Annotated in this window: 10 protein-coding genes and 1 pseudogene; 4 read left to right on the top strand and 7 right to left on the bottom strand. The window is 61.7% G+C overall.

Going from position 1 to position 12,454, the window contains the following annotated elements:
• Positions 1-4 precede the first annotated feature (4 nt).
• Positions 5-1,339: pseudogene (locus tag A3E1_RS41055) on the bottom strand (HelD family protein); the annotation flags it as partial.
• Positions 1,340-1,372: 33 nt separating this feature from the next.
• On the opposite strand from A3E1_RS41055, the gene A3E1_RS46220 reads away from it, so the two are divergent.
• Together A3E1_RS46220 and A3E1_RS0119285 are read left to right on the top strand one after the other, a co-directional pair.
• On the top strand, positions 1,373-2,863 hold the full coding sequence (locus tag A3E1_RS46220; protein WP_020522435.1) for a recombinase family protein: 1,491 nt from the start codon (positions 1,373-1,375) through the stop codon (positions 2,861-2,863).
• Between the two features lie 126 nt (positions 2,864-2,989).
• Complete coding sequence (locus tag A3E1_RS0119285; protein WP_020522434.1) at positions 2,990-4,996, top strand: HelD family protein; 2,007 nt, start codon at positions 2,990-2,992, stop codon at positions 4,994-4,996.
• A 363-nt stretch (positions 4,997-5,359) separates the two neighbouring features.
• Here A3E1_RS0119285 and A3E1_RS0119275 read toward each other — a convergent pair whose 3' ends face one another.
• From A3E1_RS0119275 to A3E1_RS0119265, 3 genes are all read right to left on the bottom strand, one after another.
• Positions 5,360-5,614, bottom strand: coding sequence for a hypothetical protein (locus A3E1_RS0119275; protein ID WP_020522432.1), 255 nt, complete (start codon positions 5,612-5,614; stop codon positions 5,360-5,362).
• Positions 5,615-5,671: 57 nt separating this feature from the next.
• Positions 5,672-6,589, bottom strand: a complete 918-nt coding sequence (locus tag A3E1_RS0119270) for a replication-relaxation family protein (RefSeq protein WP_020522431.1) — start codon at positions 6,587-6,589, stop codon at positions 5,672-5,674.
• Positions 6,590-6,933: 344 nt separating this feature from the next.
• On the bottom strand, positions 6,934-7,713 hold the full coding sequence (locus A3E1_RS0119265) for a hypothetical protein (protein ID WP_020522430.1): 780 nt from the start codon (positions 7,711-7,713) through the stop codon (positions 6,934-6,936).
• A gap of 301 nt (positions 7,714-8,014) precedes the next feature.
• Here A3E1_RS0119265 and A3E1_RS41050 point away from each other — a divergent pair, with 301 nt between their 5' ends.
• Positions 8,015-8,989: a hypothetical protein gene (locus A3E1_RS41050; RefSeq protein WP_020522428.1), complete on the top strand. Its 975-nt coding sequence runs from the start codon at positions 8,015-8,017 to the stop codon at positions 8,987-8,989.
• Between the two features lie 12 nt (positions 8,990-9,001).
• Here the strand turns inward: A3E1_RS41050 and A3E1_RS0119250 are convergent, their stop codons facing one another.
• From A3E1_RS0119250 to A3E1_RS41045, 3 genes are all read right to left on the bottom strand, one after another.
• On the bottom strand, positions 9,002-9,559 hold the full coding sequence (locus A3E1_RS0119250) for an HD domain-containing protein (RefSeq protein WP_020522427.1): 558 nt from the start codon (positions 9,557-9,559) through the stop codon (positions 9,002-9,004).
• Positions 9,560-9,654: 95 nt separating this feature from the next.
• Positions 9,655-10,125: an NUDIX hydrolase gene (locus A3E1_RS0119245; protein WP_020522426.1), complete on the bottom strand. Its 471-nt coding sequence runs from the start codon at positions 10,123-10,125 to the stop codon at positions 9,655-9,657.
• Between the two features lie 5 nt (positions 10,126-10,130).
• Positions 10,131-10,838, bottom strand: a complete 708-nt coding sequence (locus A3E1_RS41045) for a DUF5919 domain-containing protein (RefSeq protein WP_020522425.1) — start codon at positions 10,836-10,838, stop codon at positions 10,131-10,133.
• A gap of 597 nt (positions 10,839-11,435) precedes the next feature.
• Here A3E1_RS41045 and A3E1_RS0119235 point away from each other — a divergent pair.
• The gene (locus A3E1_RS0119235; protein ID WP_020522424.1) at positions 11,436-12,449 is read left to right on the top strand and encodes an SDR family NAD(P)-dependent oxidoreductase; all 1,014 of its coding nucleotides are present in this window, start codon (positions 11,436-11,438) and stop codon (positions 12,447-12,449) included.
• Positions 12,450-12,454 lie beyond the last annotated feature (5 nt).

Genomic DNA, 12,454 nt, shown 5'->3' with positions numbered 1-12,454 from the left:
GCCTTCAAAGTAGCGCCGGCGGCAGCGGTTTGGTGTGCAGCACGGTCAGGCTCGTGACGGCCCGGGTCAGCGCGACGTAGAGGCGGTTAAGCCCTTTGGCCTCGGCAGCCACGATGTCGGCCGGCTCAAAGAGCAGCACATGGTCATATTCAAGACCTTTAACCAGACTTACTGGTACTAGTTCGAGCCTCGGATCGTCCGGAAGTTTTCCTTTGAGCCGGTCGACGTGGGCATCCGGGACGATGACGCCCACGGAACCCTCACGAAGCAGCAGCCGGGCGACCGTGCCGACCACATCTGCCGACGCCTCGACCTCCAGCGAGCCGTCCCGTCGCAGCGATGTCGCCGCGGGAACGACCACGTCCAGCTCGGGCAGCAGTTTGTTCGCCAAGGTCAGCACCGTCGCGGGTACGCGGAAACCGGTGGTCAGCGGAACGACCTTGCCATCGCGTTTGTCGAGATGAGCCAACGTGTCCGCCCAATCCCGCGCCGCCCAGGGAGCGGTCCCCTGCGCGAGATCGCCGAGCACTGTGAGCGACCCGTGCCCACTGCGCCTCGCGAGCGCACGTGCCTGCATCGGTGACAGGTCCTGTGCCTCGTCGATGACAATGTGCCCGAAGCTCGGCGTCCGCTCCAGTAGACCGGTCACCTCGTCGATCAGCACCGTGTCGGCCGCCGTCCAGCGTGTGGATTTGGCGCGCCGCAACAGATCCTGCTCCTGCGGTGTAAGCAGATCGTCGGCCGGGTCAGCGAGGAATTCGGCGACCAGCTTCTCCGGCTTGACGGGTGGCCAGGCGTGGTCGAGGAATTCGGTCACGGGCTTGCTCTTGCCCATTCGCCGCACCCATGTTTCCGGTGGCGATTCGGCTGTGCGTGCTTCGGCCTGACGTTGCAGGAGCGCCACGACGCGCGAGCGCAACCGCTCACGGCCGGTCAGGTAAGGCGTTTCCTCTCGCCGGACATCGTCGATGAGACGCTTGAGGACGCCCTCGTCGATGCGCCAGCGATATGCCCCGTCGGAGACCACGATCGCGTCAACGGGCCGTTTTAGCCGTGACCACAACACTTTGCGCAGAACGGTGGCCATCCGCGGATCGTGTTTGAGGGAGGCGACCTCCGGTGGGTCCACCGCTTTTACCGGGACGTGGTTGAGCAGATCGTCCACAGTGGACTGTTCGACCTCGATCTCGCCTAGCGCTGGGAGCACCGCGGCGATGTAATTCAGGAACCCGCGGTTCGGCCCGACGATCAGCACCCCCGAGCGGCGTAGCCGCTCCCGGTGGGCGTAGAGCAGGAAGGCCGCCCGGTGCAAGCCAACGGCGGTCTTACCGGAACCTGGATTAGTACCCCCTAAAATGCGACACTAGTTCACATGCATAAACCCCAGAATGCCATCGGTTTGGTCCGGCTGTCAGAGCTGAGAGAGGCGGATCTTGGTGAGGACGGCCAGGGCAGGGGCCTAGTTGACCAGGAGCAGCGTATTCGGGACCACGCCAAAGCTCTTGGTTGGACGATCACTCGGGTCATCATCGAGAACGACATTGCCTCCGCGGATGGCAAGGTGCGCGGAGTTTCGGCGTTCAAGCGCCGCAAGATAACGCTGCCCGACGGGCGGGTTGAGTGGCGGACGTTCCGGCCCGGATTCCGCGAGTGCCTGACGCTGTTGATGCGCGGTGATCACGACGGCTTGCTCGCGCTTGATCTCGATCGCGTTGTGCGTGACCCGCGCGATTTGGAGGATCTGATCGACGTGGTGTGGCAGAGCAAGGTGCCGGTGGACTCCGTCACGGGTTCTCTACGCCTGGCCACCGATGCCGACATCACGATGGCACGAGTGATGGTCGCGATGGCGAACAAGTCTTCCCGTGATACATCGCGACGTGTCGCGGCAGCACGGCAACGCAAGGCGATTGCGGGTGAGCGGGGAGGCGGGCGTCGGCCGTATGGCTTCGAGGATGATGCTCAAACTTTGCGCCCTGATGAAGCGGCGATCATCGCTGAATGCAGCGAGCGCCTTATCCAGGGGGCGTCGCTTCGGTCGATGGCGCTCGACCTTCGCCAGCGCGGCTTGGTAACTGTCATTGGCGCACCCTGGCGAGCTGAAGGCCTTCGGGAGGTGCTTCTTCGGCCGCGTAATGCAGGACGGCTCGTGTATCGAGGTGAGGAGATCGGAGACGCTCCGTGGGAGCCGATCGTGCCGTTGGACACCTTCCGCGCCGTCCAGCGAATCCTCACGGATCCCAGCCGCGCGATCAATCCTGGCGCCCCGCCAAAGTGGCTGGGCAGCAAGATCTATCTATGCGGGATCTGCACGCCCGAAGACCTTAGTGTTCGCGTGACAGTCAAGGCCCGTGTTGGCTCACGGCTTCCTGCTTATCGCTGCTACGAGAGCGCACATCTCATTCGGTCGCAGGTGCACACGGATAACTACGTGGTGGGCGTGATCCTTGCCAAGTTGGCTGAGCCTGACGCCGTCGAGCTATTAGTCCCCGCCAAGCCTGATGTCGATACCGCTGGGCTGCGCGCGGAGGCGAAGGCCATCCGAGGCAACCTCAACGAGCTTGCGGAAGACAAGGCGCTGGGCCTCATTGACCGAGCGCAGCTGCTATCGGCGACGGCCAAGGCGAACACTCGGCTGGCTGAGATCGATCGGGAGCTTCAGGCCGCGGTCGTAGAGTCGCCGCTTCGCCCACTGATCGAGGCTGAGGATGCCCGAGTTGTCTGGGAGCAACTTCCGTTGAGTCACAAGCGCATGGTCATCGAGAGGCTGGTTACTGTTCGGATCCTCCCCTCGGGAAGGAAAGGCCGAGGCTTTGACCCGGCCACGGTGGAGATCCGCTGGAACGAAAATGTGTCGAAGTAACCCACCCGGCGAGCTAGGCTGGTCAGTTCGTGCGCGGCTTCGTCGCGCCTCGGCACTGCCGGTACTCGCGCGAGCGGGTGGCCGGGCGGCCCAGGTCAGCTCAAGACTGGGAGGTCCCGCAGAACAATGCCCACCGATCTTGAAACAGAACTCGAAGCCGAACGGACCCATCTCGCGGTCTCACGGCAGGCTCTGCATGAAATGCGCGTCAATGCCGAGCTGATGTATGCGGCCGGCTCGACCATCGCCGGTGATCCATTTGCCGCCGAGACTTTAGGTACTGCTCTCGCCCGTCGAGTGGCGGAGCTAGCAGATGATCCCCGTACCCCACTGTTCTTCGGCCGTCTTGATATGGCCGAGCGCTTCTACATCGGCCGTCGCCATGTGATGGATGCCGTGGGCGAGCCACTCGTCCTGGATTGGCGCGCGCCACTGAGCCGGTCGTTTTACCAGGCCAGTGTTCGTGACCCACAGGACGTCCGCATCCGTCGGCGCTTCGGCTACTCCGGTGGCGACCTGACCAGCTTCGAGGACGAGTACCTCGATCGTGGCGAAGAGCTTGGCACCGCGAGCAAGATTCTGATCGATGAGATCGAGCGGCCCCGGGTCGGGCCGATGCGCGACATCGTCGCCACGATCCAGCCTGAGCAGGATGAGCTGGTCCGCGCAGACCTTGATACCTCGATCTGCGTGCAAGGCGCACCTGGTACAGGAAAAACTGCGGTTGGCTTGCATCGAGCGGCGTACCTGCTCTACGTCCACCGTGAGCGGCTGCGCCGCAGTGGGGTGGTCATCCTCGGTCCGAACCAAGCCTTCCTCGGCTACATCGCTGCGGTCCTCCCAGCCCTCGGCGAGCTGGAGATCAAGCAGTCCACGTTGGACGACCTCATCGCCCGCACACCGGTTGCTGGTGTGGATTCCGTTGCCGCACAGACGGTTAAGCACGATCCCCGGATGGCGCCAGTCTTGCACCGTGCGCTTTGGTCGCGGGTGATTGAACCTGCCGAGCCGATCCAGGTCTCCGATGGTGCTTATCGCTGGCGCATCGACCGGGGCGTGCTCGCCCGGCTGGTGGGCGAGGTCCGCCGGGAGGAGCCGCCGTATCTGCTTGGGCGCGAACGCGTCCGCGCCCGCGTGGTGAGTCTGCTGCAACGTCAGGCCGAGGCGCGCTCGGGTGAGTCGCCGCCGGAAAGCTGGCAGCGCAAGATGGGTAAATCGAAGCCGGTGACCGCGTTCCTTGACGCGTGCTGGCCCGCCGTCACCCCTGAATCCCTGGTGTTCGAGCTGCTGTCGTCCGCGGATGTCCTGCGCGAGGCCGCCGAAGGTCTCCTAACGCCCGAAGAGCAGACCGCCCTTTCGTGGGCGAAGCCACCACGTACTGCCCGTTCTGCAAAGTGGAGCACCGCCGACTTGGTGCTCCTGGACGAGGTCGCCGGGTTGCTGGAACGTCAGCTCAGCGTGAGTCACATCGTCATCGACGAAGCTCAGGACATGTCGCCGATGCAATGCAGGGCAATCGCCCGGCGCACGAGCCACGGCTCTATAACCCTGCTCGGTGACCTCGCCCAGGGCACAACCCCTTGGGCCGCAGCCGATTGGCGCGACTCTCTCGCTCATCTCGGAAAACCTGGCGCAGCGATCGTTCCGCTAACCACCGGATTCCGTGTGCCCGAAGCCGTTGTGGCGCTGGCAAACCGGCTGCTTCCAGCCCTCGACGTCAATGTACCGCCTGCCGTCTCGCTGCGCCGCGATGGAAACCTTATGGTGCAAGCCGTTCCCGATGTTGCTGCTGCCCTTGTCAATGAGATCGCTGAGGCTCTGACCTACCTCGGATCTGTCGGAGTCATCGCCGCTGATGACCAGATCGGCAGTCTTCGGTCTTCACTTGAAGATGCCGGCATTGCTGTGTCTGATCTGGACGATCCCGAGCCGGGGCGGGTCACCGTGGTGCCAGCCACTTTGGCGAAGGGCCTTGAGTACGACCACGTCATCGTCATCGAGCCGCGCCACATCGTGGAGGCTGAGCCCCGCGGGCTGCACCGCCTCTACGTCGTGCTGACGCGAGCTGTGTCGCGTCTGAGCATCCTGCACTATAAGCCATTGCCGAGCGCGCTTCTCCCAGAAGCTAGCTAGGGCGGCGTGGACGCGCCTCGCTGCGCGTCCACGCCTGGTTCTACTTCTTCTTTACTTGGTGATTTGCAGCTGACAACAGCTCCGCGAGCCGGGCCTTCGTTTCTGGGCCAAGTGGTGGTGCCTTAGAAACGCAGATGGCGATCGCTTTCGCGATCGCCGTCTCTGTCCTGTTAGCCCTCTTGGCCTTAAGCGGCAACGTCTCATTGGTCGTCTCCTCACTTGATGGTTTGCGTTGTCGCGGGATCTTGCGCCCTGCGTCGCGGGCCGGCTTATTCTCGGCCATGCGACTCCAATTGTGGTGGGTGGATGAGAAACTGCTCTACTCACAGGGGTGCTCCTCTCGTTTCGAACGGGACTTGTTCGTCACCACACCAACTGGTGCGGATAGCGCTCGGCGTCAATGACAAACGCCGACAGCAGCATCGCCACGCGGCGGACACTGACTAGGGCCTCTTCATCCGAGACGCCTTCGTCTCGAAGGATGTCGACCAGCTCCTCTATAAGCACCAGCATTGAGTCGGATCTCAATGACTGCGTCGCGGGTCCAAGGAGCCAGAACTGCGCATCCCATTTCATGGATGGATCCTTGCCATTCTCGATCTCGTTCGGTTCATGCATATTCGTTCACCTCCCTTCGTGCGTTGGCTCCGCAAGCAATCGCCTGCGGTGGCTTCGTTACTGCACGCCGAGCCGGTGGGCCCATTCGATGTCGTGCTCGGGATCGATGTAGGGAAGGTCGATGAGCCTTCGACGCATGGAGGGACGTCCGCCGACGTGCCATACCGCCCCGGCTGGGGTTTGGTCCAGGTACTGCGGGCTATCGGTTGCAGCGGTGGCGAAGGTAGTCCATAAACGCCTGGTCCTGTCAGCCAGGTGCTCGTGAAAGTTCAATTCCCTTTGCCAGCTTGAAAAGACGAAGAGAACGGGCCACTGCCAAACGACGGATTCGCGGTAAAGCAGCTCGTACTTGTCGACCTTGTCTCCCAGAACGGAATGTGGTTCTGTGCCAGTGTCATACTCGGCGAAGAACGGAACGGCGAGATTCCCTTCGACCCACACACCGTGCCCGTCTGGACGCGGATAACCGTTGGGCCGCATGCCAAGCCGTGAGTCGCTGCCTTCCCGATAGAAAGCATCAGCACCGTGGAACGCGGTCGCAGGCCACCATCTCGCAAGGCTGACTCCTGGGTTAGTTCGCTCGTAGGCCGCAAGGTCTATGAAGAGTTGGTTCGCGCCGAGCAGGTGCGGTAGATCTCGCCTTGATATCAGGCTTTGCTTGCGCCGCTTGGCTTTGTCGCGGGTTGGCATACCAAGACCACGCTGTCCCATGACATGCTCGTATCCGAGCTGGTCAAGAACGTAGTGGTACGGATACGAGCCACCCTCCCAGCGCTGCGGCCGGAAGCGCGCCACAGCTCCTCGCTTCATCAGCCGAGGCAGCCTGCGCTGTGCGTAGTCCTTCGACGGGAACAGGGCCTTGGCGATCTGGTCGGTCGTCAGGACGCCGTGGTCGTAAAGCCAGCCAAGCAGCCGTTCGTCGCGGGGAGTGATAGTGGCTTGCAGGCGCATGAGCTTGTCGTTAGCTAACGTCATATACGCACCTTCTCGGGAGACCAATAGGTCTTTAGGGAGCACCGGCCTAGCATCGATCGATCGCGCTTGATGCAGGGATGCGCTACCAAGGGGGTCCGCTTGGGTGTCCGTATCAAGGCGGACACCCGAACTGACTCCCGCACGGTTAGATGAACCGATCCCCGGGCGGTTTCTGGATCCGGTGATGTGCAGTTACCTAGCGTCAGGTACGGAGCGAGTTGGGTAGAGCTTGCTGAACACATGTTGATCACTCCTTTGGATGGGATGGGATTAACGAACGCCGCCTTGAGATACGGCGAACCCTAGGGCCGTCAAACGACGGCTTGTCACGAAAGAAAATTGGGCTACTTGCCCTCGTCCGGCCCGACGCTGGTCAGTTCAATGAGGCGAAGGTAATCAGTCGAGTCCGGTGTGGACCAGATCGGTCCTATCGGACCATCGGGTCCCCACAAACGCCTCATAGTCGTCGTTGCCGTGACCGTGGTCAGCCCAGTATCGCGAATGAGGTCGAGGAGGAACTTCTCATCGCCGCGGGTTGGAGAAATCAGCAGAATGGCGTTAACCGGCAACGGTGATGCTTGGCGCCCAAGGCGTTCGATCAGCTTCTCCGCTAGGTGATCGCTTGGGTGATCCACGAGAACGAGGAACCGGATTGCTAGGTCGGCCTCTGCCCAGATCCCGAGAGCGTCAACCTGGACGTCATCAACGCCGTGTTGGCGAAGCCACCAAGCAGCGTCTAAGCCGGAGCGCCACTCGACCACCTGCCCCGCATCGCCGCTCTGGCTCGCGATGGAAAGCTGCTTCAGCAGGATGTTGGCAGATGAACCGGCTCCAAACCTTACGTTCGCGGGAACCGAGCTGCCGTTGGATCCGATGACCCTGGCCAGCCGGTGCCCGCCTGCGTCCGTAATGAAATACTGCCACTCATGGCTCGGATCGTTCTCTGCTGCGATGCGGCTCAGAAGCCCATTGTGGACAAGCGCCGTTAAGTCGCGGTACATCGTCGCCGCGCTTGTCGCCCCTAGCAGGATTTGGAGGTCTGCGGCAGTGAAGCCGCCGCCGTGCCGGCCGAGGATCATCAAGATGCGCAAACGCCGCCGCGCGACCTGATCTCCCCGTGCCATCTCACAAGTGTGCTCGTCTTGGACGCGGGATGGCCACGGCTTCGATGGCCGGGACTGAAACGCAATACCCAGTACCGATTTGAGAGCGCTCTCCGGTGATCGTCTTTCAGAAGATAGGCCAATCAGCCGACCACAAGACGTCCAAAACATTCCAATTCGGACTTCTGCGGCCCGTCGAACGCAAAGACCTAGTCGACTGCTCCTTCATCGCCGACTCGGTTCCACCGTCCGGCGAAGCCCTTTCCAAGCTGGATCCGTATAGCCATACTGACGGATTGGTCGGCGAGGATCGGGGGCTTTGATGGAGCGCGATGACCGTATGCGGTTCACCGAGGCGGAGTTCGTCAGCTTCATTGCTGAGATCCTCGGCCGCGAGGAACGCGTGGAGGTCATGCGTGAGTCAAACCTAGGCTCGCGATTGCGTCCAGACCTCATGATTCGGCAAGGCAGAACCATAAGCATCATTGAGGTGCGCCATGTAGTTCCGCAGACTGAGGTCCGGTTGGACGAGCTGTTGGCACAGTTGGTGGAACTCCGGACGGCTGCCCTACGTGAGTGGCCGGGACACGAAGTCTGGCTGGTGCTAGCCATCCCGGGAGTTCTTGCCCCAGATAAAACGGAAGGGCTCTTAGGCCAGCACGTCCAAGTGTGGGACCGGCAGGTCATTCTCAATCGCGCAAACGCCGTTGGCCTCGGCGAAGAGGCTTATCGATACTTTGGGTACCAGTATGAGGAACCACGCACCCGCACGGTGGCAGACGAGCTGCAGTTCCGCCTACGGCACATGAACTGCGGAAGGCCTGATTGGGTTGCCTACCAACGCCTTTGCGGAAACATCTTTGAGTATCTCTTTTCTCCGCCGTTACAGGCGCCAATTCCCGAGAGTGCCAACGCTTCGCGCGTCAATCGACGGGACATAGTCTTGCCGAATTATGCGCTAGATGGATTTTGGTACTTTATGCGAGCGCATTACAAGGCGGACTTTGTAGTTGTCGATGCCAAGAACCTCTGCGGACTAGTGGGCAAGAACCATGTACTGCAGCTGGCAAACTACCTTTCAGGCCACGGGACTGGCCTGTTCGGAATGATCGCATCGCGGCGCGGCGCAGACGCCGCAGCGATCTATACATACCGAGAGCAGTGGTTGCTACACAACAAGATGATCATAATATTGACCGATGATGACCTGCTTCAAATGGTTGAAACGAAAAAGAGCGGCGACGATCCAGGGATCCTGATTCGACAGAAGATTGAAGACTTCCGGCTTGGCATGTGAGGCTGAGAATACTTACTCAGCGTGGTGGCCGAGCCGCATGTGGGTTTGCTCGGTTTGCACGATAAGGCTTGACCGGGCTCGGCTGATCGCGCGGTGAACTGCCGTCCCATGTGGATAACGCACCAGAATTTCCTCTATGCGGGCAGATACGTCTAGCGGTTGGCCAGTCGGTCCGACGGTGAGGTCAGCCGTGGTTAATGCGTCTGGCACAGGCCCTTCCTCACGATCGAAGGCGTCGAGTTCACGAATCAGGCCTCGCTCCGCTGCTTCGAAGCGGGCTCCAGTGTGGTGCGCGACAAGTGCCACGAGCCGCGGAAGGAATCCCTCCTGATCAAGAAAGATTGCACCGTCGATAGCGTGCATGCCGGTCTTGACCAAGGCCGGCGCATAGCCGATGTCATGCAACCAAGCTGCCGCGATGAGTAGATCCTGGTCGTCGTCGGGAACCGCTGCCCTGAGGCGGAAAGCCTGCGCGGCGACGCCCTGCACATGTGCCCAGCGGTTGGCGAGATCGGCGGTGTCGAGGTGAAAGGCGGCTAGGCCGGCCGCGCGCTCGACGAGATCATTCATGCCTTCTGACGCTAGCGACCGCTGCTGGTGACGTGCCACGGTCCGGCAGGGGCGTTTCGAGACGTCTTCACGTGATGGCAAACGTCCCTGTTCATTTAGCCGATGTAGGGCCTCTGACTTCCCGCTAAGCCGTGATCGATTCGCAGGCGCATTGACGGGTGGATGTCGAGGTCGTCGAGCCGTTCTGGCTCCAGCCAGACCACTTCTTTGGACTCGTTCGAGGTCGTGAGACTGCCGCCGATTGGCTTGGCGGAGAAGCAGATCGAGAACTGCTGCCGGACCTCACCGTCGTCATAGGCCATGACGTGATTGGGGTTGGTGTATATGCCAATCAGCCCTGTTACCTCGACGTCAATACCCGTCTCCTCGATGACCTCACGGACGACGGTCTGGGAGATCGACTCACCTGCGTCGTGCCCTCCACCGGGCAGCGCCCAGAGGTTGTTGTCGGTTCGATGGATCATCAGAATGCGTCCCTCTTCATCCCGTACGAAGGCGACGACTGACGGGACAACGCTGTTGGCGGCCGGTGCGTGTGGATCGTTAAAATAGTCTTTGCGTGCCAACGAGTTCAGCCTTCCAACTTATCGAAGCTTGCGATGACGGTGTCCACATCAGTAACCGGTACGGCGTTGACCCATACCCTGTCGAAGCTTGTGCAGTAATGGCTGAACACTCGGCCCTCAGGAACTCGGCGAAGGTGCAGCACAGGGTTTTGGGCGGCGGCTGCGCCGTAGGCGTGAGTGTTGACCAGCATCGTGTCATCGCAACGGTAGATAGACGCATAGAGCGTCGTGTCGTGAAGCCTTAGCTCGATGCCTTTGACGGCGAGGATCGGAGCGTAGTAGCGCAGCGTCAAGACGATGCGGTGGACGAGACCAAGGCCGACGCCTTCCTCCTCGCCTCTCGCTCTCGCGGCCTTCCCCCGCGGGTCGCCGAGCAGGAGCCTGACGCGGCAGCCATCCCGTGCACGTTCGGCTAAGCGGTAAACGTCGTGGACCTCAGGGAGGAACTGGCCCGCGAAGACGAGCACATCTACGACATCCTCGGCACCGTCGATGAGCGAACGCCAAAGTTCCGGTGGCACGGCCGATCGAGAGGGAAAGAAGTCCGCGAGCTCTGCCCGGCCCGCGGAGAGGACCCGCGCATCGTTGGTGGCTCCGGGCCACAGGTAGGTCTCCTCGACGCCCAACAATTGGGCTGCGGCGAGACGGTGCGCGCGGTGCGGAACGCGGTCCTTCGTTATCCAGCGTTCGACGGTCTTCTGGTCAACACCCACCAACTCCGCGCACCTGGCGATACTCAGACCCCGCCCGGTCAGTGCACCACGTAGCCGTTCATTAGCCATTTAGGACGCTCACTGTGGGACGCATAGGGACGTTTTACCATCCCGTGGCCGATCAGGGAAACCCCGGGCAACCGACAGCCACTGACCTGGCGTGCTGAACGCCGTCGGCGTAAATGAGTGATCATCGGGGCATCGCCGTGGGACGCATCTGGACGTCATAGGAATCCATAGATGTCCCGCGATCCGTCCCAGCAACGCGGTGGTTACGTCCTGTGACCGATGGTGTGCTCCTCCCACCTAGATATCGACATGCGTAGGGGGTGGGCATGGACCGCCGATTGCTTCCACTGGACGTGAGTCGTCCGGTAGCGAGAGTGCCTAATGTTCGTGGGGCTGACGCAGCGGCTCTTATGCCGCAATTGGCCGACGAGGTGGCATGGCAGCACTCGCAGATTGACCTGCAGGGGCGGTGCGGCAGATGCGGCAGGCCTTGGCCGTGTGCCGCTTTCCGGCTATCAGATTCGGTGCATGAATCCTTGACGGCGCCGACCGCCGCCTTTCCCGTCTGTTCCAAGGCTGGTGGATGACATGCGTCCCGCAGCAGAACCTCACGATGCCAACGAGATTCAATCGCTCCTCAAGGCCGATCGCGTCCTGGTGACAGGTGGGGCGGGATTCATCGGCGGACATGTGGTTCGCCAGCTTCTGGCTGTGGCGCCGCATGTCGCTGTGCTGGATAACTTCAGCTCTGGCACCCGGTCCAATGTAGACGAAGCGCAGCGCCAGGCGGGCCGTAAGGCGACAGTCTTCGAGGCAGACATCCGTGACCATGCGGCACTGCGAGCAGCAGCCGCTTGGAAGCCAACGATAGTCGTCCACCTTGCAGCGCAGTCCAAAGTCGCCGCGTCTATGCGTGATCCGATTGCTGACGCCCACACGAATGTCGTTGGCAGCCTTAACGTTTTCGCTGCCGCTTGCGCGGCTCAGGCTAGCCACATTGTCGTGGCGTCAAGCGGTGGTTGTGTCTATGGTCAGGCTGGCTTCGGAGGAACGGCGCTGCATGAGACCGTCCGCAACTGTGCGGCTAGCCCGTATGGCGTATCGAAGGCCGCAGTAGACGATTACCTTCAGCTGTTCACTCGCGAGTACCGCCTACCAGGCGTAAGCCTGGCGATCGGAAACGCTTACGGTCCTTCGGTTTCCGGCGGACCGGGAGACGGCGTCGTGGCTGCCTTCGTCACCCGTCTGCTGTCTGGTGAACCGGCTCGCATCAATGGAGACGGCGAGCAGACGCGCGACTTCGTGCACGTGCGCGATGTAGCTGACGCCTTCGTCCGCGCCTGCGCCTACCGCGCGAACGGGCGCATCAACGTCGGCTCAGGTACCGCGACCTCGCTGAACCAGCTGCTTATCGAGATCGCCATACTCGCGCAGCGGCCAGGCAACGCCAGCCACGTTACGCCGGCGCCTGGAGAAGTCCGCGACGTCTGCCTGGACATCGAGCGCGCCGCGCACCAGCTCGGTTGGCAGCCGAAAATCCCTCTGCGTACCGGAATCACTCACGTCATCCAAGCGGCCTGCGCGGCGCAGGCCGTCTTCTAAACCCT

Source organism: Catelliglobosispora koreensis DSM 44566, assembly GCF_000379685.1.
Taxonomy (GTDB): Bacteria; Actinomycetota; Actinomycetes; order Mycobacteriales; family Micromonosporaceae; genus Catelliglobosispora; species Catelliglobosispora koreensis.
The sequence above is the reverse complement of the archived record's forward strand: the minus strand, read 5'-3'. Positions and strand labels throughout refer to the sequence as shown.

What these genes read in the sequence shown, in the direction of transcription:
- A3E1_RS0119250 (WP_020522427.1), bottom strand. Translation starts at nt 9,559, where the DNA reads ATGAATGATCTCGTCGAGCGCGCGGCCGGCCTAGCCGCCTTTCACCTC.
- A3E1_RS0119235 (WP_020522424.1), top strand. Translation starts at nt 11,436, where the DNA reads ATGCGTCCCGCAGCAGAACCTCACGATGCCAACGAGATTCAATCGCTC.
- A3E1_RS0119275 (WP_020522432.1), bottom strand. Translation starts at nt 5,614, where the DNA reads ATGCATGAACCGAACGAGATCGAGAATGGCAAGGATCCATCCATGAAA.
- A3E1_RS0119270 (WP_020522431.1), bottom strand. Translation starts at nt 6,589, where the DNA reads ATGACGTTAGCTAACGACAAGCTCATGCGCCTGCAAGCCACTATCACT.
- A3E1_RS46220 (WP_020522435.1), top strand. Translation starts at nt 1,373, where the DNA reads ATGCATAAACCCCAGAATGCCATCGGTTTGGTCCGGCTGTCAGAGCTG.
- A3E1_RS0119265 (WP_020522430.1), bottom strand. Translation starts at nt 7,713, where the DNA reads ATGGCACGGGGAGATCAGGTCGCGCGGCGGCGTTTGCGCATCTTGATG.
- A3E1_RS0119285 (WP_020522434.1), top strand. Translation starts at nt 2,990, where the DNA reads ATGCCCACCGATCTTGAAACAGAACTCGAAGCCGAACGGACCCATCTC.
- A3E1_RS41050 (WP_020522428.1), top strand. Translation starts at nt 8,015, where the DNA reads ATGGAGCGCGATGACCGTATGCGGTTCACCGAGGCGGAGTTCGTCAGC.